This is a genomic window from Chromobacterium rhizoryzae, from assembly GCF_020544465.1.
In the GTDB taxonomy this organism is placed as follows: domain Bacteria; phylum Pseudomonadota; class Gammaproteobacteria; order Burkholderiales; family Chromobacteriaceae; genus Chromobacterium.
The window spans coordinates 1,892,523-1,917,479 of sequence record NZ_CP066126.1 but is presented as its reverse complement, the minus strand read 5'-3'; the positions used below and the strand labels follow the sequence as shown (position 1 = coordinate 1,917,479).

Sequence of the window (24,957 nt, the reverse complement as noted above, 5' to 3'; positions counted from 1 at the left end):
CGATCCATCATTGGGCCCGATTCCAGCCCCGTCCCGCCTGCCCGCGTAGCCCCGGCTGCCGCACACTGGACCGTAGATTATTTTTAGTACAAGCGCAGCGGCCGCATACGCTGAGGCACGACGCCCGGCGCGACAGCAGCTCGGGCGCGCACACATGACAACAGAGGCTTTATGAATAACGCAGAACAAATCAACAAATGGTTGGACGACAATCGCATCACCGAAGTGGAATGCCTGATCCCGGACATGACCGGGCTCGCCCGCGGCAAGATCGTGCCGCGCCATAAATACAATCCGGCCGAAGGCCTGCGCCTGCCGGAAGCCGTGCTGTCCATGACCGTGACCGGGGACTACCCGGACCAGGACTTCACCTCCCTCGCCGATCCCGACATGCGGCTGATTCCCGACGCCAGCACCCTGCGTCCGGTGCCGTGGAACCTGGAGCCCACCGCCCAGATCATCCACGACTGCGCCTTTTTCGACGGCCGCCCGGTGGACCTGGCGCCGCGCAATGTGCTCAAGCGCATCCTCAAGCTGTACGAAGACGAAGGCCTCAAGGCCGTGGTGGCGCCGGAAATGGAATTCTACCTGGTGGAAATCCAGCCGGACGAAGACATCCCGCTGCGCCCGCCGGTTGGCCGCACCAAACGCACCGAAGCCGGCATGCAGAGCTTCTCCATCGACGCCGTCAACGAATACGACGGCATCTTCGACGTGATGTACGACTGGTGCGAAGCCCAGGGCCTGGCGCTGGACACCCTGATCCACGAAATGGGCACCGCCCAGATGGAAATCAATCTGGACCACGGCGACCCGCTGGCGCTGGCGGACCAGGTCTTCCTGTTCAAACGCACCGTGCGCGAAGTGGCGATCCGCAACAATATGTACGCCACCTTCATGGCCAAGCCGATGCAGGGCCAGCCCGGCAGCGCCATGCACTTGCATCAGAGCGTGGTGGACAGGGAGAGCGGCAAGAACATCTTCAGCCTGAAGGACGGCCAGCCCTCGCAGAAATTCTTCCATTTCATCGGCGGCCTGCAAAACTATCTGCCGCCGGCGATGCCCTTTTTCGCGCCCTATGTGAACTCCTACCGCCGGCTGAGCCGCTACACCTCGGCGCCGATCAATCTGTCCTGGGGCTACGACAACCGCACCTGCGGCCTGCGCGTGCCGCACTCGGACCCGCAGGCGCGGCGAGTGGAAAACCGCCTGGCCGGCGTGGACGTCAACCCCTATCTGGCCATCGCCGCCAGCCTGGCCTGCGGTTATCTGGGCATGAAACAGGGCCTGATGCCGTCCGAACCGCTAAGCGGCAGCGCCTACGAGCAACCGCACCAGCTGCCCCGCCATCTGGACGACGCCATCGACATGCTGCTCAAGTGCGAACCGCTGACCAATCTCTTCGGCGAACACTTCATCCGCACCTATAGCGCGATCAAGGAAGCCGAGTACCGCGAATACTTCGACGTGATCAGCCCGTGGGAGCGGCGCTTCCTGCTGCTGCACGTTTGATCGGCGCTTAGAGCGTGTTCACCGTTTCGCGAGCCAAGCTGAGACAAGGCGAAAACCGCTGAGAAAGCGGAGCGCGCACACGGTAGACGCGCGTTTCGAAGTGGTACTCGCCGTGCAACGCATTCACAATGCGCTGCGGACTTTGAACCGCTTCTTAAGGCGCGGACCGCTAGCCGCCGGCTCCTGTTCCGGGCCGGCGGCTTTTCCGCCCCACCGTCATCAAACTGTGCATTGACAATCCCCGGCCCAGAATATTCAATATGCTTAACACTTGCCGCCAGAGCATTCCATGCACCCAAGCCCCCAGCCCGACCCCGTCCGCCCAGCGTCCTGCGCCGGGCTGAGCCTGAGCCTGAGCCAAGTCCTGCGCCAGGTGCAAAGCGACGCCTCCCCGGACAACGACCGCGACTACTGCCTCGCGCTGCACGACTTCGTGCGCGACCGCGTGCGCTTCGGCTTCACCAGCCAGTTTGAAACCGTCACGCCGGAACGCACGCTGGCGCTGGGCCGCGGCCATTGCAACGCCCAGGGCGATCTGCTGCGCGCGCTGCTGACCACCGCCGGCATTCCGGCGCGGCTGCGCTTCGTGCGGCTGGACAAGCGCGTGCTGCGCCACGCGGTGCCGGCCCCGATCTACCTCTGCCTGCCGGAACACCTGTTCCACGGCCTGGTGCAAGCGCGGCTGGACGGCCGCTGGCTGCACTGCGACAGCTATCTGTTCGACCCCGACGGCTTCGAGCGCCAATACGCGCGCCTGCTCGCCTCCGGCCTGCCCCGCGGCTACGGCCTGCGCCTGGGCGCGGACTGCCGCTGGAGCGCGGACGCCGACAGCTTCTGCCAAGCCGGCGCCGACGACCTCCACGACGAAGACCCGGTCTACGACAACCTGGCCATCGCCCTGCAGGAAAAAGCCGGCAACAACACCTTGCTGGGCCTGCACTTCAACCAATGGCTGAAGCTGGCGCCGTCTCCGCTGCGCCGGCGCGGCGAACGCTATCTGAACAGCCGGCTGCATCCCGCCCGCTGACGCGGCCGGCCGGCGCGGCCGCTATGACGGCAAGCCGCCGGCCCCCGGCTTGCACGCCCAGGTGGCGATGAAGGCCGGCAGATAGCCGTCGATGACAAAGCGCGGCGTCGGCTGCATCTCCTCGTGAAACCCCGCCAGCAAGAAACCGGCCTCCAGCTGGCCGCCTATCTGCTCCGCCAGGCTGTGGCCGAAGACCAGCGCCTCGCCGCCGGCCCGCTTGGCCGCCAAAGCCTCCGGCGCCAGATCCCGCAGATCGGAATACGGCGCCGGATAGCGCGGCCGGATCAGGCCCTGGCGCGCGTATTCCGGATCGCGGTCGCCGATGAAGGCCGCCGGATTGAAAAAGCTGCTGAGCAAGCGGCCGCCCGGACGCAGCACCCTGAAGCACTCGCGCCACACCGGACGCACGTCCGGCACGTAAAGATTGGAAATCGGGTGGAATACGCAATCGAAGCTGGCGTCGGCGAAACGGGACAACTCGCGCATATCGCCCAGCTCCGTCGCCAGGCTCAGCCCTTCGCGCCGCGCCACTAGGCGGTCGCGCTCCAACTGCTGCTCGGAGGCGTCCAATACCGTGACCTCGGCGCCGGCCGCCGCCAAGAGCGGACCCTGCTGGCCGCCGCCGCTGGCCAGACACAGAATGCGCCAGCCGGCCACCTGATCCAGCCAGCCGGCCGGCAACGGCCCCGGCGTCAGCCGCGCCCGGTGATCGCCCGCGCGCGCGACGGCGACGGCGGCGGCGTCCACTGGCTGCGACCACGGACCGGCCTGCTCGGCCTGGCGGTCCCAGGCGGCCTGATTATGCGAAAAAATATCGAGAGAAACGTGTTCCGACATGGGGAGTCCTGTTCCATTCAGAAAATTGGGGACACCCAGCCAAAACCGCATCCATAGCGAAATGGACAGCCCCCGCGAAGGGGCAAAGACGAAGCGGAAGACCAAACGAAACGGCAATGCGGCAAACGGCCCTGGCTGGGCAAACGAGTGACAGGCATTACAGCTTCATTCCGGCGCGCTCCTATCGGGACAACACTGAAGAGATTCAAACCGCGCAAGCATGCGGCGCAGGCGCTCATTCTACGCCAGATCAAATTTAAATGACATAGCAATTCTGCAAACAAGGCCATTCAAGCTTTGCGCTCCCTCACCCCTCGGAGACATGATGAAAGCTTGCCTGGCACTGTGCGCCGCGCTGCTGGCCGCCCCCGCCCTCGCCGCCTATCCCGACGACCTCAGGCTGACCACCTGGAACGCGATGCTGCTGCCGCAGTCGCTCTATCCCAATTACGGCCAGGAACAGCGCGCCCGGCTGATCGCCGCCGCCCCCATCCTGCAAAACCAGGACGTGGCGGTGTTTCAGGAATTGCAGGACAACAGCAGCTCCGAAGCGCTGCTGCAAGGCCTGAAAGCCCGCTTCCCGCACCAGACCCCGGTGATAGGCCGCAGCCAGAGCGGCTGGGACGGCACCGAAGGCTGGAACGGCGCCAAGCCGGAAGACGGCGGCGTCGCCATCGTCAGCCGCTGGCCGATTGTGGAAAAACGGCAATACCTGTTCCGCACCGCCGGCTGCAGCTGGGAACAATACGCGCTCAAGGGCTTCGCCTACGCCAAGCTGCAAGCGGGCGGCCGCTACTATCACGTGCTGGGCGCCCATCTGCAGTCGGAAGACAGCGGCTGCAAGGACCACGCCGCGGTGCGCCAGGCCCAGCTGCGCGAAATCGCCGACTGGCTGCGCGCGCGGCAACTGCCCAAGGACGAAATGGTGCTGATTGCCGGCGACATGAACGTGGACCGCCGCAAGCCGGCGGAATACCGCGCGATGCTGGACATCCTGCAAGCCAGCGAGCCGCGCTACGCCGGCGTCGCCGACAGCTTCGACACCGCGCGCAACGGCCTGGCGCTGGAGCGCTACGGCGCGCGCGGCGGCGACGTCCCGGAATACCTGGACTACATCCTGACGCTGAAGGCCCACCGCCAGCCGTCCGCCTGGCACAATCTGGCGCTGGACGCGCCGTCCCCGCAGTGGACGGTGCAATCCGTCGGCAAGCACACCTACGCCTACACCGACTACAGCGACCACTACCCGGTGCAGGCCTTCGCCTGGGCCGACGCCGCCACGCCCACGCAATCCTATACCGATCAGGCCGGCAGCTACCGCCAGGTAAGCCTGCAAAACCTGGGCAACGGCCAATGGCTGCAAAGCGCCGCCGCCAACGACGGCTGGCTGAAGACCGGCCCCGGCAACGGCCCCGCCGCCCGCTTCAATCTGTCCAACAACTTCGCCATGCGCGACAACGGCTGCCTGCGCTCAGGCGACTATCTGCGGGTGGAGCGCGCCGACCGCCCCGGCTGGTTCTGGACCTGGTGGGGCGGCCTGGACGCCAATCAATACGCCTACTACACCAAGCAAGGCCCGCTCAACGCCTCCACGGAACTGCGGCTGCAGATTCAGGACCGGCCGGACGGCTGCCTGCGGGACGGCGACATCGTCAGTTTCAAGGATTGGGCGCGGCAGAGCGATTACTATCTGACCGCCTGGAACGGCGGCGCTCACGATGGCCAGCTCTATCTATGGCAGGCCGGCGTCGGCCCGCGCGAACGCTTCCGCGTCGGCATCGCGCGCCAGCCGCAGCGGCAGGATTGGAAAGCGCAATTGATTTACGCGCAGAACAAGAAGCGCTAAGAACGTGTTTACGATCTCGCGAGCTAAGGCGAGACAAGGCGAAAACAGCTGAGAAAGCGGAGTGCACACACGGTATATGAGCATTTCGAAGCGGCACTCGCCGTGTCACGGCTCACGACGCGCAGCAGATCGTAAACAGGTTCCAACGAGAACAGCGGGCGGCTAGCCGCCCGCTTTCAGGAGCGTTACCAGGCGAGGATCAGCAACAAACTGCCCAGCAACAAACACAAGGGAGAATAGAAACGGGTGTCGTTGCGGGCGAAACGGCTGTCGCGCACGCTCTTGAACAAGCCAACGTAGCGAAATTCGCCGATGCCGCGCAGCAGCAACGCCGCCGCCAGCGCCAGCAAGCCCCAGCGCACGGTCTCCATTTGCCAGAAGCGCGTCAGATGGCCATGCAGCGCAACCGCCAGCGCCGACAAGGCCAACACGCCGGCCACGGCGAACGTGCCGCCGCGGGTGGGCTGGAACAAGGGCTTGCCGTCCACCTCGGGCACGGCGGCGCCCATGCCCACAGTGCCGCCCAGCGCCCAATAGCAATGGACCAGACTGATAATCAGAAAAACAGTAATCAAAAACAGGCTCAGCATAAGCAGGTTCCCTTTCTAATTAAGTGTTTATCGGAAGTTCAACCTCGCCTTGATTATAACACAATCCCATCTGCATTGATTTTCGGCAAAAAAACGGCAACGCCGGGCAAACTCGCGCCCATCGCCGCGGATGGCGCGCTGAGTGAATTCTGCAAGCCGCCCTCCGGCTTTTTGACGACAGTAGCGGGGTCGAATCACTCCATGTCTTCCACTTGAAAGCCGACCCCATGCCAAACATCACCGCCCACAGCGCCACTCGCCCCCTCGCCGCTCCCGCGGCCTTGCCGACTGCCCGCGCCGCCGCCGCTCAGCCACAACTGGGCCTGGGCCGGCAGCTGGCCAGCGCCTCGAATCGCTGCGCCGCCGCGCCGGACCGCCCGCAAACCACGCAAGGGCCCGTTCCGCAGCAAGCCCGTTTCCAGTCGCTGTTGTTCCGGGTGGCCAACGGCGAGGTCAACGCCTCCCCTGCGCGTCAGGACCAAGCGGTGGCGCTGTACGGCCTGAGTCACGCGCAAATGCAGCTGTCCCGTTTCGTGCGCGGCGAACTGGACATGCAAAACGTCGCCACCATCGCCAATTACAATAAGCAGCTGAACATCGTCCATTACAGCCGCGACGACGCCATGTATAGCATCTCGCCTCGCAAGCTGATCCAGGAATTCAGCCGCCACATCAGCGACGCCGCCGCCGGCAAGCTGGTCAAGCGCGCGCCGCAGCCGGCCGCCCCCATCCTCCAGGCCTGGGCCGATTACCTGGGCGCCCATCACACGCGGCTGGACCCGTTTGTCCGGCTCAACGCGCTGCTGGCCGACGTGCCGCCGGCGGAGCGCTCCGCCGTGGCCACCCGCTTTGTGCTGAAGAACACCAGCGGCGGCTGCCGCACGGAAACCACGGTCAACACCTTGCTCTATCTGGTGCACGCCTGCGGCTGCAAAAACGCCGACGACGTCGCCGCCGCGCTCGGCAAGCGCACGCTGGAACAGCGCGACCTGCTGGACCTGTCCGAACTGTTCATCAAGCACTTCTTCCGCAACTCCAGCAAACTGGGCCTGGAATTCTTCGCCCAACAAGGCGCGGAAATCGCCTTTGCCTGGAACGACGCCGGCCGCGGCAAGATGGACCTTGAAGCGATACGGCAAAAACCCTGGCAAGAACAGCAGCGCCGCTTCCAGCACAGCTACGAGCCGATCACCTACTCCGAAGTCCGCTCCGTGCTGCGTCAGCCCGAGCTGTTCGACGGCAAAGTCTCCAAAGTGTATTTCGCCGACGCCGGCGTGGAACTGGCTGGCTCTCCCGCCTCCGAGCAATGGGTGGCGCTGACGCGCCCCATCGCCGCGCAGCGCCACTAAACAAGGCCGCATAAGACAACAGCCCCCGGCGCTTTCGCGCCGGGGGCTGTTTTCAGATCAAGCGCTCTCGCCGCTTACTGCGCGTCCGCCTGGATCGCGGTCAGGGCGATGGTGTAGACGATGTCGTCCACCAGCGCGCCGCGCGACAGATCGTTGACCGGCTTGCGCAGGCCTTGCAGCATCGGGCCCACCGACACCACGCCGGCGGAGCGCTGCACCGCCTTGTAAGTGGTGTTGCCGGTGTTCAGGTCCGGGAACACGAAGACATTGGCGCGGCCGGCCACTTCGCTGTCCGGCGCCTTTTGGCGGCCTACGGATTCCACGCTGGCGGCGTCGTACTGCATCGGGCCGTCAATCATCAGATCCGGGCGCTTTTCCTTGGCGATGCGGGTGGCTTCGCGCACTTTCTCCACGTCCGAACCGCTGCCGGAAGTGCCGGTGGAGTAAGAGATCATCGCCACGCGCGGGCTCAGGCCGAAGGCGCTGGCGGAATCCGCGGACTGGATGGCGATGTCCGCCAGCTGCTCCGCGTTCGGGTCCGGGTTCACCGCGCAGTCGCCGTACACCAGCACCTGGTCCGGCATCAGCATGAAGAAGATGCTGGACACGATGCTCGCGCCCGGCGCGGTCTTGATCAGCTGCAGCGCCGGACGGATGGTGTTGGCGGTGGTGTGCACCGCGCCGGATACCAGGCCGTCCACCTCGTTCAGGGCCAGCATCATGGTGCCGATCACCACGCTGTCCTCCAGCTGCTCCGCCGCCTGCGGCGCGGTCAGGCCCTTGCTCTTGCGCATTTCCATCATCGGCGCCACATAGCGGCCGGCGGCCTCTTTCGGGGCCAGGATTTCAATGTCGGCCGGCAGGGTCACGCCCTGGGCTTCCGCCACTTGGCGGATGCGCTCCGGTTCGCCGATCAGCACGCAGCGGGCGATGCCCTTCTCGTGGCAGATGGCGGCGGCCTGGATGGTGCGCGGCTCGTCGCCTTCCGGCAGCACGATGCGCTTTTGCGAGCGGCGCGCGCTCTCGATCAGACGATGGCGGAAGGCCGGCGGCGGCAGGCGCACTTCGCGCGGCTCGCCTATCTTCTGCACCAGCACCGCGGTGTCGATGCGCTCGGCCACGAAGTCGATCATCGCCTGCATGCGCTCGGCGTCTTCCATCGCCACGTGACGGTCCAGATTGGCCAGCATGGTGCTGGTCTCATAGGTGTCGCGCTCGGTGGACAGAATGGTCAGGCCGGCTTGGCGCGCGGACTGGATCAGCGGCAGGATGCTGCCGGACACCGGTTCGCCGCAGGTCAGCAGCAGGCCGGCCAGCGGCACGCCGCGCAGCATGGCCAGCGAGGTGGCCAACACCACGTCGCTGCGGTCGCCCGGCGTCACCACCAGAGTGCCCGGCAGCAGACGCTCGGCCATCTTCTCCACGGTGCGGGCCGCCACCACGGTTTCGCGCATGCGCGCTTGCTCGATCTGGCCGGCGTGTTCGATCTTCAAACCCAGCGCGCTGACCACATCCAGCACACGCGGCGCGTCCAGCTTGGCGTCGTAAGGCACGCAGCCCAGCAGCGGCGTGGCGCAGCCTTGCTCCGCCAACTCCGCGCGCAGGCCGGCCAGATTGCCGCACTCCGCGCCGCGGTTCAGCAGCAGACCGGCCAGTTTGCCGTTGCCGTCTGCGCCGAACTGGCGCTGCACCAGTTGTACGCATTCGGCGATGTCGCGCGCGCCGCGGCCGGCGCCGGACAGCACCAGCAACAGTTCCGCGGACAGGCTGCCGGCCATTTCCGCGTTCAGGCGGATGGCGGTTTGCGCGTCGCTGTCCGGCACCAGGCCTTCAACGATCAGCACATCGTGATTGTCCCGCGCCTGTTCCGCCAGGCGCACCACGTCTTCCATCAAGGTGGCCAGCTCGCCTTCGCGCAGCATGGCTTGAGCGCGGGCAAACGGGATGGACGCCGGCGCGTCGATATTGCACAGCTGACGGGCGAAGTGGCTGGACAGCTCTGCGCCCACGCTGGCGGGCTGCGCGATGGGCTTGACGAAGCCCACCTTGATGCCGTCGCGCTCCAGCGCGTGCACCAGGCCCAGGGTCATGGAGGTCAGCCCGGCGTCCGAACCATAGGAAGCCAGGAAAAACACTCGTTTCGGTTGTTGCGATGTCATGAGTTTTACTTTCGACGCGCGCGCCGCCGCAAAGCGGCCCGGCGTTCAGAATCAGGCGGCGGCCGACGGAGCGCCGGCCGCGCGATACGGACGCGGCTTGCGCCGCGAAGTCCTATCAGATACCGGCCAGGTCGGCGGTATCCTTGGCGATCATCCACTCTTCATTGGTGGCCATCACCAGCGCGGTGGTGCTGCCCGGCTGGCTGATCACGCCGGTGTTGCCGCGCACGGCGCGCTCGTTGGCGGCCGCGTCCACGGCGAAGCCCAGCACCTTCATGTGGTTCAGGGTCTTCTCGCGCAGCAGGCTGGAGTTCTCGCCGATGCCGCCGGTGAACACCAGCGCGTCGATGCGGTCCAGCGAGGTGGCCAGGCCGCCCAGCAGGCGGGCCAGACGGTGGGCGAACATGTCCAGCGCCAGTTGCGCGTCCACATTGCCTTCCGCCGCCGCTTCTTCCAGAGCGCGACAGTCGCTGGACACGCCGGAAATGCCCAGCAGGCCGCTCTGCTTGTTCAGCAGATTGTCGATGCCGTCCAGATCCAGGCCTTCCTTGCGGGCGATGAAGGTCACCGCGGCCGGGTCGATATCGCCGGAACGGGTGCCCATGATCAGGCCTTCCAGCGGGGTCATGCCCATGGTGGTGTCCATGCACTTGCCGTTCTTCACTGCGGAAGCGGACGCGCCGTTGCCCAGGTGGGCGATCAGGATGCCGTGATTAGCCGGGTCCAGCTTCAGCTCGGCCACGGTTTCGCCGGCGATGAAGCGGTGGCTGGTGCCGTGCATGCCGTAGCGGCGCACGCCGTATTCTTTGTAGAAGCGCTGCGGCACGGCGTACATATAGGCCGGCTTGGGCATGGTCTGATGGAAGGCGGTGTCGAACACCACCACCTGCGGCAGCTTGGGGAAGGCTTTCTGCGCGGCGCGGATGCCCACCAAGTGGCCCGGGTTGTGCAGCGGCGCCAGCGCGCAGCATTCCTCAATGCCGGCCAGCACTTCATCGGTGATCAGCGCGGACGCCTGGAAGCGCTCGCCGCCGTGAACGATGCGGTGGCCGATGGCGACCACGCTGTCCAGCCACTCATGCTCGCCCATGAAACGGGTCAGCGCTTCCATCGCCTCGGCGTGGCTGCCGCCGTTCAGCGACTCCGTCTTCTTGCCTTCCGCGGTTTTGAAAATGATGCGCGAATCCGCCAGGCCCAGGCACTCGGCCAGACCGGACAGCAGCGGCTCGCTGGAGCCCTTGGGCAGCAGCGCGAATTTCAGCGAGGAACTGCCGCAGTTGATCACCAGAATTTCAGAAGATGTCGTCATAATATATCAGCGATTCATGATAGATAATTCGATAAACAAGCAGCGCCGCTCCGGGCGACGCTGCCAGCCAAAAACCACCGGCCGGAAGGCGTTCAAGTCACCTTCAAGCCTTTACAGGAAAACAACTCGCGGGCACGTTTGACTTGCTCCGGCGTGGGAATCGGCGTATCCGCCAACTGGTATTCCATGCCCAGCTTCTGCCACTTGTCCATGCCCAACTGATGGAAGGGCAACACCTCCACCCGCTCCACCACACTGCCCAGGCCGGCGACGAAATCCGCCAGCCTGCTGATGTCCTCGTCGCCGTCGGTCAAACCCGGCACCAGCACGTAACGCACCCACATCTTCTTGCCCAGGCGTTGCAGCCGGCGGGCAAAGTCCAGCGTCGGCTGCAAGGGCTGGCCGGTCAGCGCGTGATAGCGCTCCGGGTCCGAATGCTTGATGTCCAGCATCACCAGGTCCACCGCGTCGAACCACTCGTCGCTCACCCGCTCGTGCAAAAAGCCCTGGGTATCCAGCGCCGTGTGCAGGCCGAAGCGGCGCTTGGCCTCGCGGAACAGCGCGCCCACGAAAGCGTCCTGCATCAGCGGCTCGCCGCCGGACACCGTCACGCCGCCGGCGAACTTCAAAAAGCGCGCGTACGGCTCCAGCTCCGCCATCGCCTGCTCCACCGTGGACTGGCGGCCGTTGTGCAGCTTCCAGGTATCCGGGTTATGGCAGTATAGGCAGCGGAACTGGCAGCCCGAGGTGAAGAAGACAAAGCGCATGCCAGGCCCATCCACCCCGGCCCCGCTCTCCGTGGAGTGCAGGTAACCCACCACGGATTCGGGAGACATGGCGTGTTCTTGCGGGACCGTGTCCACGGCGGTTTGGGTATCTGGCATGCGTTTGTGCTCCTATGGCCGACAGAGGCCGGCCCTTAACAGGCCGCCTTTTAAAGCATAGTGCGCGGTTCCGAACGGGGGCGAGCCCAAAACGCCAGAGCCGAACACAAATGTTATTTTACGAACACATTTTATATTCTAAAACGAAAATATGTGTTTGATACAGGTCAAAAGCGTACATTGTGATGTGCGCACGCCACATCGCCCCACACACCCCACCCGGCAAACCCTTGATTTACGTGGAGTTCTAGTTAAAACAGTCGTTAGTTTTATCTTGCACTGCAATATTTCCGCTCGTTCACGAACATCGTCATAACACGCCGGGGTCATAAACCCGGCCTCGCAAGCGCCGGACCGCGGCTGAGCTGGATCAAGGCAAGCCCCGCTTTTGCAAACATCATGACCGCCACCTATTATGCCAAAGGGATTCCACACCTCCGGTAAACCGCCATGAACGCACTGCGCCTCGCCCTCAAAAGCGTGATCGAATATCCGCTGCCCGCCTCCAGCCAAACCCATGAAGTGGCCGCCATCGGGGCGGACCTGCTGCTGATCTCCCAGCAACCGTCCGGCGCCCTGGTCAAAATGCGCGTGGACCCGCACAGCGGCCAGCCGCGCGCCGCCGTGTCCCACGTCATCGACAATCCGTTTTCCGGCCTGCACGGGCTGACCGTTTCCAAAACCCACCCCGGCTGCCTGTGGGTGACGCTGCAATTCCAGTCCGAGCTGCTGCTGATAGACCCGATAGCGTCTGACCTCACCACGCCGCCAAAAATCCTCAAACGGGTGCCGCTGCCGCCGCCGGCGCGCGGCCCGCACGTGGTGGCGGAAGACGGCGACATCCTGTGGACCTCCTGCAAGGACAGCCATCACATCGTGCGCATCAACAGCCTCATGCCCTCGGACGCCACCCTCTATCCCTGCCCGCCGCGGCCCATCTTCGTCCAGCTCCACCCGGACAGCGGCGACGTGTACGCCACCCTGGACCAATCCAGCCAGCTCTACCGCATCCCGGCCAACGGCGACGCGCCGGCCGCCATTGAAATCCCCGCCGAACACGGCAACACCCCGGTGGGCATGGTGCCGGGGCCAGACGGCAATCTGTGGTTCGCGCTGCTGGGCAACGCCTCCGGCGGCAACGGCGGCTTCGGCCGCGTGCTGGCCGGCGGCGACATCGACTGGTTCCAGCTCACCACCGCCCCGGCCGCCGGCGCCGGCTTCATCCACCTGGGCTTTCCGCCCGCCGCCGGCCCGGAGCCGCGGCTGTATCTGCTGGCCTCGTCCATGGCCAGCGCCAACGCCCTCAACGGCGTGGTGCAAGTGAAGATGAGCGCGGACTACAGCCGCGTGGAAGCGCAACAAACCATCGCCTTCCCCTCGCAGCACAGCATGAGCCACCGCGTGCTCAGCACAGTGCACGGGCTCTACGCCACCGAACTGGGCGCCTGCTGCCTGGCGCATCTGCGCCCGGCGGAGAATCGTTACGGCGAAGGCGTCAATGAAATGGCCGACCCCTACTCGCTGTGGGGCTGCGGCATACCGGAGGGAGAAGTGCGCTATCCGGGAGCGCACCGGGAGGAATAGCGCCTGGCCATGCCCGGTCTGGCGAGGCCTTGACGGCAGGATACGAATGAACGACTCCGGCCCCGCAAACAGCCCTGTCCAGTGACAGGCGCGCCTGCGGGGCCGGAGCCGTTCAGCCATGCGGACCAATGCGCTGGCGGCTTAGCCGGAGATATCCCGCCTTACCCGTCGCAAATGCTGCTCAACGTAAAAGGCCGCGGCATCCTCATCGCCGATGATGATGGATTCGTAAATCAGCTGATGTTCCGCAACGTACAAGCCAATACGCTCCTCGTCATAGATGCCATCATCGCGCAATCGCTGCCAGAGAGGCTGCGCCATGGCTTTGGCCACCTCATCCGCGATGCGCACCATCAGCGCATCGCCGGTCATCACCGCCAGTTGCCGGTGGAACAAGCGGTCGCTTTCGCTCCAGAGCACTTGCTGCGCCGGAATGTCTATGTTTTTGACCCCCTTCATTTGCGCCAGGTAATACTCCGCCCTTTCATCGCGCTGGCCTTTTCTGGCCGCCATGCGGGCAATGGCCGGCTCTAGTATCAGCCTAACTTCCAGCGTCGATATCGGACTGTCGTCCGCCTGCCCGCGCTCGTTTGCGGGCACGGCTTGCCGCAGCCGTTGCAAGGCATCCTGGCAGACATAGGTGCCCGATCCGCGGCGCGTCATCACCAGTTGCTGATTCTGCAAAGCGCCAATGGCCTCCCGTACGGCGGGCCGGCTCACGCGGTAACGGGCGGCGAGCTCTCTTTCCGAGGGCAGCCGCGATTCAGGAGGAAACTCCCCTCCAACAATGCCGTTACGGATCTGTTCAGCAAGCTGCTCATAGATGGGAAGCGGCTGAAAGTGGCTCTGTTCCAGAGTACTGGCATCCATTCTGGTTACCCCAAAACCAATTTGTTGTGAATTGGTGACAATTACGACCACGCCCCGGCCGCCGCCGCAGAAGCCCTTGTGACGCCGCCTCTAAATTGGTAATTTACAAAACAAGTTAACGATATAACAAGGTAATTTTAAGACCAATTTTATGGATTCCGGCAAAAACCCCAAGAGTAAACCGCGGATTTGGTCTGAATTTTGCCACTTATCGATGAGGGAGCACCATGTCCATCCCCGTACTGCCCGCCTCCGCAACCAAGAGCTTGTTGCCGATTGCCGATCTTTGTCAGGCCCTGTCCCTTGCCGCCGCCGAATACACGGCAGGGCGGATCGTCAGCCCGGAGCGGCAGGTGCTGCCCTTGCGGGGCGACGCCGTGCTGCTGTCCATGCCGGCCAGCGCCAGCGATATCGGCATTCACAAACTGGTTAATGTGTGCCCGGACAACCTCAAGCAGGGCCTCCCCACCATCCATGGCATCGTCAGCGTGTACGACGCCCTCACCGGCCAGCCGCTGCTGATTCTTGACGGCCCCACGGTGACAGCCCAGCGCACCGCCGCCATTTCCATGTTGGCGATCAACAGCCTGTACGCCGGCAGGCCGGCCGCCATCGCGCTGATAGGCACCGGCAAGCAGGCCTCCGGCCATCTGGAAGCCATTGCCGCCCTGTTCCCGGACATCCGCGTGGATGTGCATGGCCGGGAAATGGCGGACAGCGCCGAATTCTGCCGCCGGCACGCCCCCCTTCCCTTAGCGCTACGGCCATGCCGCGGCCGCGTCGCGGACGATGTCGGCGTGGTGATCACACTGACCACCAGCAAAGCGCCGATCTACCACGAGGACGCCCGCAGCAACCGGCTATTGGTGGGAGTGGGAGCGTTTCGTCCGGACATGGCCGAAATCGGGCCGGCCGCCATCGCCGGCAGCCAGCTGTTCTCTGACGACCCTGTCGGAGCGCGGCATGAAGCCGGAGACCTGATCCAGGCGGGCGTGGACTGGGACACCGTGCAGTCCTTGGCTGAGGCGATAGCAGGACGCTACGACGCCAAGCGCCCGCGGCTGTTCAAGAGCGTGGGCACCGCGGCCTGGGATTTGGCGGCGGCGCGCTGCGCGCTGGCGCATTGGAAGGCCGGTTAGCCGGGCGGCAACGTCCAGTTAGCCAAACGAACGGTGCGCCAACGCACCCGGTGATAAATAGGGTGATAAATAGGAGGAGTGAACACATGGATCCATTGCCTGCGGATTTTGTCATCGAGACCGTGGAAATGCACACCGGCGGCGAGCCGGTGCGCATCGTGCTCAACCTTGGCGACAGGATTCAAGGAGCGGACATCCTGGCCAAACGCCGTTTCATGAGCGAGCGCCTGGACCCCGTGCGCCGCCTGCTCATGCATGAACCACGCGGCCATTACGATATGTATGGCGCGGTGCTGGTGCAGCCCTCCATGCCAAACGCGGACCTCGCCGTGCTGTTCACCCACAACGAAGGCTATAGCACCATGTGCGGGCATGCCGTGATCGCCCTGGCCCGCTTTGCGGTGGACAGCGGCAAAGTGCCCGCCGTGGCGCCGCTGACGCGGGTGGGCATCGAATGCCCATGCGGCCTGGTGGAAGCCTTGGTGGAAATCCAGAACGGCAAGGCCGGCGCCGTGCAATTCGCGAGCGTGCCCGCCTTCGCCTTTGCCCTGGACCTGCCCGTCACCGTGCAGGGCGTTGGCGAAGTGGTCGTCGATATCGGCTACGGCGGCGCCTTCTACGCGGTCGTCGCCGCTGAAAAACTGGGCGTGTCGCTGGATGGCCGCCTGCGCGAACTGGTGGACGCCGCCTCCGCCCTCACCCAAGCGGTGCGCGACGCCATCGCGGTGCGCCACCCCATTGCCGACGACCTGAGCTTCTTGTACGGCAGCATCCTCACCGATGGCCGCGAGCGGGCCGCCGATGGCGGCAGCCGCAATGTCTGCGTCTTTGCCGACGCCGAAGTCGACCGCAGCCCCACCGGCTCCGGCGTCACCGCCCGTATGGCCATCCGACACGCCAAGGGACTGGTCGCGCCTGGGGAAACCTGCGAATTCCAAAGCCTGACCGGAGCGCTGTTCAGCGGCGCAGTGACCCGCCAAGCCCAGTTGCCGGGCCATGACGCGGTGACGGTACGCGTGGCCGGGCGCGCCCACTACAGCGGCAAAGCCAGTTGGTCATTGGAGCCTGACGATTTGATAGGCCGGGGCTTTCTACTGCATTGAACGCTTGCGTGGCGGCCCCAGCCGCGCAAGGCGATGGCGCGGCCAGCCATCAAAACAGAGCAGCGCAAAGGAGACACGCATGAAACAGCAGCATCCTCGCAGCCTGACCGCCCTATTGGCTCTTGGCGGCACGATCACCCTCGCCCTCAGCCCCGCCCATGCCGACACCGTGGTGAAAATAGGTTTCTCCTCGCCCTTGTCCGGCCCGCAATCCCACTACGGCAAGGACAATGAGAACGGAGCCAGGCTGGCGATCAACGAGCTGAACGCCAAGCCCATCACCCTCGGCGGCCAAAAAGTGAAGTTCGAACTGCGGTCCGAAGACGACCAGGCGGACCCGCGAGCCGGCACGCAAGCCGCTCAACGCCTGATGGATGCCGGCGTCAAAGCGGTAATCGGCCACTTCAACTCCGGCGTCACCATTCCCGCCTCGCGCATCTACGCCAAGGCCGGCGTCCCGCAGCTGTCGGTCTCCACCAACCCCGCCTACACCGCCGCCGGCTACAAAACCGCCTTCCGTCTGGTGGGCAGCGACAGCCAGGTGGGCGGCGCGCTGGGACGCTATGCGGTACAGCAGCTCAAGGCGCAGCGCATCGCGGTCATCGACGATCGCACCGCTTACGGCCAGGGCATTGCCGACGAATTCATCCAATCCATCACCCGCCTGGGCAAGCCGCCGATCAAGCGTGAATACACCCATGACAAGGCCACCGATTTCAGCGCCATCCTGACCGCGCTGAAGGCGCAGAAACCGGACATCGTGTTCTACGGCGGCGCGGACGCCCAAGCCGCGCCGATGGCGCGCCAGATGAAGCGCCTGGGCATGAGCGCCACCTTGATGGGCGGCGACATGCTGAGCACCGAGACCTTTATCAAACTGGCCGGCGCCAATGCGCTTGGCCACATCTCCGCCGTACCCGGCGGGCCGCTGGAGGCGCAGCCGGCAGGCAAGGCATTTCAAGCGCGCTACCAGGCCAATTACCAGCAAAACGTCGTCCTGTTCGCCCCGCACTTCTACGACGCGGTCATGATGGTGGCCGACGCCATGAAGCGCGCCAACTCGCCGGAACCGGCCAAATACCTGCCGCTGCTGGCCCAAACCCGCTACCAGGGCGTCAGCGCCGACTTCAGCTTCGACACAAACGGCAATCTGAAGCAAGCGCCGGTGACGATCTCCGCGGTGGAAGGCAATGCCTGGAAGGTGCGGTCGGTGGTGCAGTAAGAACCGGTTTACGATCTGCTGCGCGTCGTGAGACGTGACACGGTGAGTACCGCTTCGAAATGCTCATGTACCACGCGTACATTCCGCTTTCTCAGCCGTTTTCGCCTTGTCTCGCCTTAGCTCGCGAGATCGTAAACACGTTCTAAGAACCAATTCATAATCTGCTGCGCGTCGGCGATACCGCCTTGCCTCAGGTGCTCTGCGCGGTTTTGTCAGCCTTCTTCCGCACCTCTCAGTTCCCCCGCGTCGCGGACGCAAACCCCGGCCAAGCGTCAATGCTGGCGGGCGGCTTGCCGCCGCCCTCCATGGATCAGCCCTCGATCACCAACAGGTCTTCATAGAAAGCGCCGAATTCGCCGGACGGATCGGCAATCTGGATTTCCAGAATCCACAAGCCGGTGTCCGGGCATTGGGCGAAATCGCCCAGGCTGCCGGCCTTGTAAATGGCGTGCGGAAAATCCGATACCCGGTGGCCCTTGATGTCCAGGTTCAGCCGCCAGCCCATGGCCTCGGCGCGCTCCGCCGCGTACTGATACAAGGCCGGGCCGGCCAGCCGCTCGCGCCGCCATTTGTCCGCCACCTCCTGCCACAGCTGGCGCGCCGCCTCCGCACAGGCCTGCTTGCGCGCATTGTCGCCGACCACGAAGGTATCGCCGGCGTCGCCCTCGTGGCCGTCCCAGACAATGCCCAGGTCAATGAAAAAGATATCGTCGTCCAGCAGCACATTGTCCGGGTCGATCTGCTGCTTGAAGATTTTCAGCGTGCTGCGGCCAAAGCGGATGATGATGCCGTGCCAGATGCGGTCCATGCCCATGCTTTCCAGCTCCGCCTTGGCCAAATCCTTGGCCTGCTGTTCGGTCATGCCGGGGCGGATCTGCGCGGCGATGCGCCGCACCGCCGCCATGGTTTTGTCGCGGGCGACGATCATTTTGTCCAGGGAGAAAGCGCTGCCCACCGCTTCCGGTGGGAGAGAGACTGTGGTCATAAGAAATGCCCTGTCTTAAGAACCTGTTTGCGATCTGCTGCGCTGCATGAGAAGTGACACGGTGAGTACCGCTTCGAAATGCTCATGTACCACAAGTACATTCCGCTTCCTCAGCCGGTTTCGCCTGGTCTCGCTCTTGCTCGCGAGAACGTAAACAGGTTCAAAAAATAAAGTGATGAAATGGGCAGTGAAGTATACCGCAACGCAGCAGAATCATGACATTCAAATCACGGACAAATCCTCCTGCCAGCCCCTGCTCTCGCGCCCCCGCTGGCTTGACCCTGCCGGCCCACTCGGTAACAATCGCCGGGTGCTGTTATTCACAGCACCGGGATTGGCGTCCCGTTCGAAACAGGGGGATGAAGGCGCGTCTGCACCTTCATCCGTACCCGCTCTACGTCTGTACTTCATGCATGGCTGGCGGGTGCGTGGTGGGAGAGCGCCTAGCGCTCACCGATTCCTTGTTTCTCGGTACGCCAATCCTGCCTCGCGCCTGCCTATACCTACCCAACGACTCACAGGCAGGTGGTTTATCTTGTGTCAGCGCAGGAGAAACACCATGTCGAAAACCTTTCCCACTCGCCGCCGCTATCGCCAAGCCTCGCTGGAAGCGCGCGAAGCCCTGCTCCCCTTCGTGTCCCGACGCCCAGGACGGCCGCAAGCCGATTACTGGCAGATGCCGGCCGCCCACCCGGACTACGCCGCCGACTGCGCCTATGGCCGCGAATGCGGCGCTCACTTCGTCCAATGGCTGAAGGACAACCCCGGCTATTGCGGCCAAAGCCTGCTGGCGCGCATCACCCGCGACATCGACTTCCGCAAACCGGAACAGCGCGGCTACCGAGTGGGCTTCTTCAACTATCTGGAAGCCATGCTCACGCTGGCTGCGCGCAAGGTGGACGTGTTCGAGCATGTTGACGAACTACACCGCCAGCAACAGGCGCAGATCAAACGCAAGAATATGGAAAACCGCGCGGTGCGGAAGATAGAGAAGAAGTAAGGAAGAACGAACCCCGGCTTAAGCCGGGGTTTGGTTTTTTGGGGGGGCTTATTGGGGATAATGCTTGATGGGCTTATGGCCCTTTACGACCCAAAGGCGACAACCAGGACTCTAGAAAGTGGAATACCAATATTTAAATTGAGAGGTGTGACGCCGGCAGACCAACCTAGAGTTCCTCTCAAACGGGAGGTTAAGCGACTAATTTGGGCAGTCATTATCATTAACCAATCACTACCAAAAAGAGTGAATTGTTTCTGTATTTATTTCTCAGCGAGTGAAGAAAACGTAACCTCACACGCCGCGCTAAAGCGTTCTTGAGCGCGGCGGGCAAGAACTGATGCCACGAAGGAAAGTCTAGGACGGAATCAATTTCACCCTTAGCAAAGTGAATACCAAGTACGCGCAGGAATTGGAATTTCGTTCCACCACGGATAAAACAGCGCCAAGGATATTGGTCATGAAGCACATCGGTCGGCAGTGGCGGCGAAACATCCGGATGAGTGATGACAACAGGGCCAGACCACTCAAGAATAAGCCTCGCTCCTTCACCTACAAAGTTCTGTCTCATTTGATAACCCGACCTGTAACGAAAACAATTTAATCCATTGTCATTGTTTAATGGGTGATCGGATGCAGGATAGAAAATACCTCGTTTAATTATGGCAACGGCGCTAGCTGACGATGTGACATGGAATATACGCATGCAATAATTTCCTAATGTTTAAATTCACTAGTCTGCTCAGCTTTCCACACAGCCCAAGAGGAATAAGGGGTTAACCTTTTTTTGGTGAAATACCATCAATCACTTCAACGCCTAGTATATTTCGTAGAGGAATAAGTGAATGAGGAAATTTTGACTCCAATATGAGTACTGCACGTGCGTTTTGTGGACACAACTCGGTGCGCAGCACTGCCTCCATAACTGCTCGGTACTTAACGCATTGGAATAGCCCTCTGACAACATCACCTTCCGCTGATATAGATGATTTGACCTCCGCAGCTACCCAGACTTTCTTGCCTTTAAAGGAGACATCTAGGCGGTCCCCAGACGGCAAAGGAAATTCGGTGACCCCTGCGGGGATGTTTGCTCCAAGGCCGATGACTCTTGGGTTCTGAGCAACATATGCCTTAAGTATCTTGTGGTCCTCGCTTTCGCCGCTGTCCCAACCGCCAGTAACTTTGCTTACGAAAGGTGTGAGATCAGTTACTGTTGGTTCAATTTCAAAAGCTTTGAGTACTTCCCGCCATCGAGAATACGAAAACACATGCTGTAGTTCTGCTTCTACGATCTCTCTCTTCTGTCGAAGCGGAAGCGCTGAAAAATCTTCCTTCTTCACTAGAAACCAACCTATGCCTTCTCCTGGCAACCCCGTACTCTTGTTAACGACAAGACATTGAATGGGAGGCACCCTGGTTTTCCACGCTTTGGAAAGTCGCTCCAGAGACTGCCCGATACTGCCAAGCACGTAGTTGAGGTTGCGCGGATTAGGCACTCCCAACTCTTCAGCAAGGGCCGAATAAGAAATAGGGGCACCGGCCTCCGCTTGACGGACAAGCAGAGGGAGAGCCGCACGGGCTCTCACCTGATATACCTTGTCTCCTGATATAGGTTTAGAAGCAGTGGCAGTGCTCATACTGGCCTCAAAATGGCTAATCGGGAATGTACGGTCACCGGGTTGGTGAGCATAACTTTTATATTGTTGACACCAATCAAATCTCCCTTCGGGCGCCCCCTTAACGACCATGGCATTTTTTGTACTTTAAATAACTACCACACGGACATAGATCATTCCTCCCTAGCTTTTTGCTCTTCTCAGAAGGCACGATATTTTTCGGTTGGTTGAGATTCACTGTCCGCTTGGGTTGAGCCATTCGCGTAGCATCTTCGTAAATATGGGCATTTTCTTCCGTTCGCTCAGTAGGTATGTGGACCACGAAAGACTGCGCTCGATAGTAGGCTCCGTCGGCACTCGCCTCTGCCACGACTCCAACGACATTCGAAACCCTGACGGCCAAGGCAGCTGCACTGGCCTTGTCATTCACTTTTCCCCAATCAATGAGGTTGTTATGTTGTTGAAGCCAAACGAAGAGCGGCCCACCGTCCCCGCACAGGACAAAGTAACGAGCAGGATGCTGGTCCAGAGTTTGGCGAAAGTCGCACAGCATCTTAGCCAGGTTACTCCGGCCCTCCTCTCCCAAGTCTCGGATATGACTCTCCACTGAGAGCCATCCACGTGCTCGGGTGCCGTCAAGCGCTCCGAGCAGCTTCTGCACCTCCTTCGGGAAGTCCTGTGTCGGAAACGGCCGGCTTTCCCAGCCCTCACCCTCGAAACTCTTGTTGACGATGTCGCTCATTCCGTTCCAGACAACCATATTTATCTTGCCATCCTTCAGTTGGTCAGCGATGTCCTGATCGAAACGGTTTTTCTTCAGATACGCACCCAAGTGGTCGAACTCATCAAATAAATGAGCACGACGCATCCCCGCCACAGCCTGCCGTACTTCGATGTAGTGGGTGAACTCACCCGGTGTAGGCAGGAAGCGCTTGAGGACAAAAAGGTCATCAATGGAAAGAGAGATGAAGGCATGCCGTCCAAGCAACGGCTCAACTTGTGGCAGCTCCTTACAGTACGTGGAAAAAGGTGAGAACGACTCGACTGTCAGCCCAATTGGTACCATCACACGGTAATCAGCGCGGCGGACCCGACCACATTCTCCGTATTTTCCATCCACCAAGTGATAGAGAGGTACTTCGTCCGCCGAATTCAGATAATTGAAGAAGCGCTCACATTGCTTATAGGCTTTGAGCACCAAGTCCTGTACGGACTGGGCGTGGCGACCGAAATCAAGCGTTGGCGATGAGATCGTTGCAGCTGCGCCGGCCTTGGCTTCAACTAGGAACAGCACATCATCAATCAAGATGAGGGTATCGTTTTCAGACCACTGCTTGTTAGCAGGGTCCTTGTAGTAAACCTCCTGGAAAACTGTAGCGTCAGGAAACTGGGAGGCCAGAATGTCGGCGAAAGCAGCTTCGCTCATTGTCTTCTGCCGATCTTCAAAAGTCTTCTTGTAGTCCGGTTTTCGCTGAAGGAGGTTATAGAGAAGTGCTCGATACCCCGCATCGCGGATGAAGCACGGATCGACGGCGTAGTAGTCCGAATCAAGCTGGATTAGTGGTTTCTTCCGAGCAGGCAATGTTCGATAGGGTGTCCCCGCAAAATCGCCCGCTGCGAAGAACTCGGTTTCTTCTCCGCGCTGATACGCCAGGTCCGCCAACAACATCGGAGGTAGCTTCGTGTGTCGGCTCACATTAGCGATACCGCCCCGGAACACGTCATCCATCGCCCGGCTGGCATCTTTCGATTGCTCTACATTATCCGCTGCCCAAGCCTCTACAACGTCTTTCAGAGGCTCTCTCCGTGCTACTGCGAAGGCCTGTGCCGATTCAAACTGCCCCATGAGCTCCTCGATAGCGTTAGCATGCCCAGAACGCGTGGCATCAGCCATGGCCTGAAAACCTTCCGCAATATCGGCAGCATCTACACCGTACACCTCCATCAGAACATCATTGTGGGGTTCCAGAGTATAGCGATAGAACTCACCTTCCAATACTTGGTAGCGACTCCCTCGGAGCATGACCCAGTTCAATTTCGCTTGGCACTCAATATCACCAGTATCAGGACCAAATGCGCCGCTCTTAGTATTGAGGGAGGAAACCATTGCAAAGGACATAGCCTGCATTCGCAGGTTATGGCTAATTTCAAAAAGCTCTACGCACTTAGTTTCATCAAATTCTGTTTCTACTGAAGGAATATCAGACGCCAAGACTGCGTGCACATACTCCAACAAAAACTGCATTTCATCGATCGGATCTTCCAGCCTATCTACTTTTTGCAATTCCTCGGAGATGCTTTGTTCAGCCATTGCCTTTATCATACGCTGGGCATAGAGGTAGCCAAGTAAGTCATACACAGGCATGGAGATGATTAACTCACGCATTTGAGCCGCGATCGCTTCCATCTCTTTCAATAAAGAATCTACCGCTTTATTTTGCTCTATTTCACCCATAATTCATTTCCGACATTACTGAAAACCAGCCCCTACAACGTGGGCCACACACCCAAGATACCCACACTCAAACTATAACCGTTATCTAAAACCACTCGACCAATCACAAAAAAATCATTATTTAGCTATTGATTACAGCAAAATCAAGGTTGCTTTTCACATCCCCTCCTCGCCTTCTCAATCCCCGCAATATCAATCTTCACCATCCCCATCATCGCGTCGAACACCCGCTTGGCGGCGACCCGGTCGGGATCGGCCAGCGCCTCGGTCAACACGCGCGGGGTGATTTGCCAGCTTAGGCCCCATTTATCCTTGCACCAGCCGCAGGCGCTGGCCTGACCGCCGTTGCCGACAATGGCTTGCCACAGGCGGTCGGTTTCCGCCTGGTCTTCGGTGGCTACTTGAAAGGAAAAGGCTTCGCTGTGCTGGAAACAGGCCAAACCCAAAAATATTGAAAACTACACAAGTAAGGAAAGCCCCCCAGCCAAGACCGGGATTTGGTTTGGCAGTGGGGATTCTTGAGGTAGCATGTGATGAGCCGATGACAACTTGCCCCCGAAGCCTTTGAAAAACGAACACTCCGGAAATATTTAATGCAAAGGACATCACGTGACTTTATATGTGAGGTCTGCTTGACCGAGCATTTAAGTCACAGGCTTGGCTAGACTTCATTTCTTCAAAGAAACGATGCAAGTGGCTAACCAATTCACCAATACTTCCATTGAATGCTACAAACTTCCCCGTCAATGGAGAAAACGCCCCTAAAATAGACTCACCAGAATCATTTTCAATAGACTCAAGGTGTTGATACATGCATTGAATATACTCTTCTAAGTGAGACATAGTAATCCCTAGACCCTTCTCAAAAAACCCAGGAGTTGCGTCACACAAATCAGAGCCCACCTCTGCAATTGACCGATAAAATTCATTAAAATTTGAAATCCACGCTTGGTTGTCCAGCTCATGCCATGGCATCACTGCCGAAAATTGTTTTGCAAGAATTTCTTCTTTAGTTTGAGCAGCAGTAGGACAATGTGCATATGGTTCAAACAGCAATTGGTGTTTTGCGTCTGCATAGGCGCCAAAATGTCCTTGACGCGCAATTGAACGACAGTAAGAGTCATGTCTGAGGTGTTGATAAAGATGTGCTCGATGGATTTTTCCAGATGGAGACACCTCTTTGCTAAACTCTTCGCGATTTCTTTTGAACTCAATAATAAAATATCGAACACCTATTTCTGCACACACATCACCGAACTTTGCATCAAAATCGTTTTGCATATTGCCAAGTAATGCATCTTCAAGTGGAATGCCTTTCCTCCCCTCTTCATAGCCCCATCGTCTAAAGAAGTGACACGTATAGTTGCTTTCAAACATTGAATTTCTCCCATGAGTGCGCACCTGCAATTTAACTAATTCATACAATTTCAGGGCAACATAAAACCAACATCAACGATACGAAATTTATTGCTC

General features: G+C 60.9%; 21 protein-coding genes. 9 read left to right on the top strand and 12 right to left on the bottom strand.

Features of this window, described 5'->3' with window-relative positions:
* Positions 1–171: 171 nt before the first annotated feature.
* Positions 172–1,512, top strand: coding sequence for a glutamine synthetase family protein (locus JC616_RS08815; RefSeq protein ID WP_107800145.1), 1,341 nt, complete (start codon positions 172–174; stop codon positions 1,510–1,512).
* Between the two features lie 289 nt (positions 1,513–1,801).
* Positions 1,802–2,539: a transglutaminase-like domain-containing protein gene (locus tag JC616_RS08810; protein ID WP_227107792.1), complete on the top strand. Its 738-nt coding sequence runs from the start codon at positions 1,802–1,804 to the stop codon at positions 2,537–2,539.
* 21 nt (positions 2,540–2,560) lie between these two features.
* Here JC616_RS08810 and JC616_RS08805 read toward each other — a convergent pair whose 3' ends face one another.
* The gene (locus JC616_RS08805; protein WP_227107790.1) at positions 2,561–3,376 is read right to left on the bottom strand and encodes a class I SAM-dependent methyltransferase; all 816 of its coding nucleotides are present in this window, start codon (positions 3,374–3,376) and stop codon (positions 2,561–2,563) included.
* Between the two features lie 325 nt (positions 3,377–3,701).
* Between JC616_RS08805 and sph the strand changes: the two genes are divergently transcribed.
* Positions 3,702–5,222, top strand: coding sequence for a sphingomyelin phosphodiesterase (sph, locus tag JC616_RS08800; RefSeq protein WP_227107789.1), 1,521 nt, complete (start codon positions 3,702–3,704; stop codon positions 5,220–5,222).
* A 185-nt stretch (positions 5,223–5,407) separates the two neighbouring features.
* Here the strand turns inward: sph and JC616_RS08795 are convergent, their stop codons facing one another.
* Positions 5,408–5,812 carry a DUF3995 domain-containing protein gene (locus JC616_RS08795; protein ID WP_107800141.1) on the bottom strand — a complete coding sequence of 135 codons (405 nt, stop codon included), beginning with the start codon at positions 5,810–5,812 and terminating at the stop codon, positions 5,408–5,410.
* Between the two features lie 227 nt (positions 5,813–6,039).
* Between JC616_RS08795 and JC616_RS08790 the strand changes: the two genes are divergently transcribed.
* A complete protein-coding gene (locus JC616_RS08790) occupies positions 6,040–7,161 on the top strand; it encodes a hypothetical protein (protein WP_227107787.1) in 1,122 nt (373 codons plus the stop codon).
* 74 nt (positions 7,162–7,235) lie between these two features.
* On the opposite strand, the gene pta is transcribed toward JC616_RS08790, so the two are convergent.
* The 3 genes from pta to pflA form a co-directional block, all read right to left on the bottom strand.
* Complete coding sequence (gene pta / locus JC616_RS08785; RefSeq protein ID WP_107800140.1) at positions 7,236–9,320, bottom strand: phosphate acetyltransferase; 2,085 nt, start codon at positions 9,318–9,320, stop codon at positions 7,236–7,238.
* A gap of 115 nt (positions 9,321–9,435) precedes the next feature.
* The gene (locus JC616_RS08780; RefSeq protein WP_043594375.1) at positions 9,436–10,629 is read right to left on the bottom strand and encodes an acetate/propionate family kinase; all 1,194 of its coding nucleotides are present in this window, start codon (positions 10,627–10,629) and stop codon (positions 9,436–9,438) included.
* Positions 10,630–10,721: 92 nt separating this feature from the next.
* Entirely contained in the window at positions 10,722–11,513 is a 792-nt protein-coding gene (pflA, locus tag JC616_RS08775; RefSeq protein WP_227107785.1) for a pyruvate formate-lyase-activating protein, read from the bottom strand.
* A 450-nt stretch (positions 11,514–11,963) separates the two neighbouring features.
* Between pflA and JC616_RS08770 the strand changes: the two genes are divergently transcribed.
* Positions 11,964–13,097, top strand: coding sequence for a Vgb family protein (locus JC616_RS08770; RefSeq protein ID WP_227107783.1), 1,134 nt, complete (start codon positions 11,964–11,966; stop codon positions 13,095–13,097).
* A gap of 141 nt (positions 13,098–13,238) precedes the next feature.
* On the opposite strand, the gene JC616_RS08765 is transcribed toward JC616_RS08770, so the two are convergent.
* Entirely contained in the window at positions 13,239–13,967 is a 729-nt protein-coding gene (locus JC616_RS08765) for a FadR/GntR family transcriptional regulator (protein ID WP_227107780.1), read from the bottom strand.
* A gap of 227 nt (positions 13,968–14,194) precedes the next feature.
* Between JC616_RS08765 and lhpI the strand changes: the two genes are divergently transcribed.
* The 3 genes from lhpI (at position 14,195) to JC616_RS08750 (ending at position 17,431) form a co-directional block, all read left to right on the top strand.
* Complete coding sequence (gene lhpI, locus JC616_RS08760; protein WP_227107779.1) at positions 14,195–15,106, top strand: bifunctional Delta(1)-pyrroline-2-carboxylate/Delta(1)-piperideine-2-carboxylate reductase; 912 nt, start codon at positions 14,195–14,197, stop codon at positions 15,104–15,106.
* Positions 15,107–15,192: 86 nt separating this feature from the next.
* A complete protein-coding gene (locus tag JC616_RS08755; RefSeq protein ID WP_227107778.1) occupies positions 15,193–16,209 on the top strand; it encodes a proline racemase family protein in 1,017 nt (338 codons plus the stop codon).
* Between the two features lie 79 nt (positions 16,210–16,288).
* On the top strand, positions 16,289–17,431 hold the full coding sequence (locus JC616_RS08750; RefSeq protein ID WP_227107777.1) for a branched-chain amino acid ABC transporter substrate-binding protein: 1,143 nt from the start codon (positions 16,289–16,291) through the stop codon (positions 17,429–17,431).
* Positions 17,432–17,741: 310 nt separating this feature from the next.
* Here the strand turns inward: JC616_RS08750 and JC616_RS08745 are convergent, their stop codons facing one another.
* Entirely contained in the window at positions 17,742–18,416 is a 675-nt protein-coding gene (locus JC616_RS08745) for a M24 family metallopeptidase (protein ID WP_227107776.1), read from the bottom strand.
* A 559-nt stretch (positions 18,417–18,975) separates the two neighbouring features.
* Here JC616_RS08745 and JC616_RS08740 point away from each other — a divergent pair.
* Positions 18,976–19,416: a hypothetical protein gene (locus JC616_RS08740; RefSeq protein WP_227107775.1), complete on the top strand. Its 441-nt coding sequence runs from the start codon at positions 18,976–18,978 to the stop codon at positions 19,414–19,416.
* 220 nt (positions 19,417–19,636) lie between these two features.
* Here the strand turns inward: JC616_RS08740 and JC616_RS08735 are convergent, their stop codons facing one another.
* From JC616_RS08735 to JC616_RS08715, 5 genes are all read right to left on the bottom strand, one after another.
* Positions 19,637–20,119: a hypothetical protein gene (locus tag JC616_RS08735; RefSeq protein WP_227107774.1), complete on the bottom strand. Its 483-nt coding sequence runs from the start codon at positions 20,117–20,119 to the stop codon at positions 19,637–19,639.
* A gap of 70 nt (positions 20,120–20,189) precedes the next feature.
* Positions 20,190–21,050, bottom strand: coding sequence for a hypothetical protein (locus JC616_RS08730; RefSeq protein ID WP_227107773.1), 861 nt, complete (start codon positions 21,048–21,050; stop codon positions 20,190–20,192).
* A 100-nt stretch (positions 21,051–21,150) separates the two neighbouring features.
* Positions 21,151–23,484, bottom strand: coding sequence for a YecA family protein (locus JC616_RS08725; RefSeq protein WP_227107772.1), 2,334 nt, complete (start codon positions 23,482–23,484; stop codon positions 21,151–21,153).
* Positions 23,485–23,627: 143 nt separating this feature from the next.
* Positions 23,628–23,924 (bottom strand): VOC family protein, encoded by a 297-nt coding sequence (locus tag JC616_RS08720; RefSeq protein ID WP_227107771.1) that lies wholly within the window; start codon positions 23,922–23,924, stop codon positions 23,628–23,630.
* Between the two features lie 175 nt (positions 23,925–24,099).
* Entirely contained in the window at positions 24,100–24,861 is a 762-nt protein-coding gene (locus tag JC616_RS08715) for a hypothetical protein (protein ID WP_227107769.1), read from the bottom strand.
* Between the last annotated feature and the right edge of the window lie 96 nt (positions 24,862–24,957).

What these genes read in the sequence shown, in the direction of transcription:
- JC616_RS08815 (WP_107800145.1), top strand. Translation starts at nt 172, where the DNA reads ATGAATAACGCAGAACAAATCAACAAATGGTTGGACGACAATCGCATC.
- JC616_RS08810 (WP_227107792.1), top strand. Translation starts at nt 1,802, where the DNA reads ATGCACCCAAGCCCCCAGCCCGACCCCGTCCGCCCAGCGTCCTGCGCC.
- JC616_RS08805 (WP_227107790.1), bottom strand. Translation starts at nt 3,376, where the DNA reads ATGTCGGAACACGTTTCTCTCGATATTTTTTCGCATAATCAGGCCGCC.
- sph (WP_227107789.1), top strand. Translation starts at nt 3,702, where the DNA reads ATGAAAGCTTGCCTGGCACTGTGCGCCGCGCTGCTGGCCGCCCCCGCC.
- JC616_RS08795 (WP_107800141.1), bottom strand. Translation starts at nt 5,812, where the DNA reads ATGCTGAGCCTGTTTTTGATTACTGTTTTTCTGATTATCAGTCTGGTC.
- JC616_RS08790 (WP_227107787.1), top strand. Translation starts at nt 6,040, where the DNA reads ATGCCAAACATCACCGCCCACAGCGCCACTCGCCCCCTCGCCGCTCCC.
- pta (WP_107800140.1), bottom strand. Translation starts at nt 9,320, where the DNA reads ATGACATCGCAACAACCGAAACGAGTGTTTTTCCTGGCTTCCTATGGT.
- JC616_RS08780 (WP_043594375.1), bottom strand. Translation starts at nt 10,629, where the DNA reads ATGACGACATCTTCTGAAATTCTGGTGATCAACTGCGGCAGTTCCTCG.
- pflA (WP_227107785.1), bottom strand. Translation starts at nt 11,513, where the DNA reads ATGCCAGATACCCAAACCGCCGTGGACACGGTCCCGCAAGAACACGCC.
- JC616_RS08770 (WP_227107783.1), top strand. Translation starts at nt 11,964, where the DNA reads ATGAACGCACTGCGCCTCGCCCTCAAAAGCGTGATCGAATATCCGCTG.
- JC616_RS08765 (WP_227107780.1), bottom strand. Translation starts at nt 13,967, where the DNA reads ATGGATGCCAGTACTCTGGAACAGAGCCACTTTCAGCCGCTTCCCATC.
- lhpI (WP_227107779.1), top strand. Translation starts at nt 14,195, where the DNA reads ATGTCCATCCCCGTACTGCCCGCCTCCGCAACCAAGAGCTTGTTGCCG.
- JC616_RS08755 (WP_227107778.1), top strand. Translation starts at nt 15,193, where the DNA reads ATGGATCCATTGCCTGCGGATTTTGTCATCGAGACCGTGGAAATGCAC.
- JC616_RS08750 (WP_227107777.1), top strand. Translation starts at nt 16,289, where the DNA reads ATGAAACAGCAGCATCCTCGCAGCCTGACCGCCCTATTGGCTCTTGGC.
- JC616_RS08745 (WP_227107776.1), bottom strand. Translation starts at nt 18,416, where the DNA reads ATGACCACAGTCTCTCTCCCACCGGAAGCGGTGGGCAGCGCTTTCTCC.
- JC616_RS08740 (WP_227107775.1), top strand. Translation starts at nt 18,976, where the DNA reads ATGTCGAAAACCTTTCCCACTCGCCGCCGCTATCGCCAAGCCTCGCTG.
- JC616_RS08735 (WP_227107774.1), bottom strand. Translation starts at nt 20,119, where the DNA reads ATGCGTATATTCCATGTCACATCGTCAGCTAGCGCCGTTGCCATAATT.
- JC616_RS08730 (WP_227107773.1), bottom strand. Translation starts at nt 21,050, where the DNA reads ATGAGCACTGCCACTGCTTCTAAACCTATATCAGGAGACAAGGTATAT.
- JC616_RS08725 (WP_227107772.1), bottom strand. Translation starts at nt 23,484, where the DNA reads ATGGGTGAAATAGAGCAAAATAAAGCGGTAGATTCTTTATTGAAAGAG.
- JC616_RS08715 (WP_227107769.1), bottom strand. Translation starts at nt 24,861, where the DNA reads ATGTTTGAAAGCAACTATACGTGTCACTTCTTTAGACGATGGGGCTAT.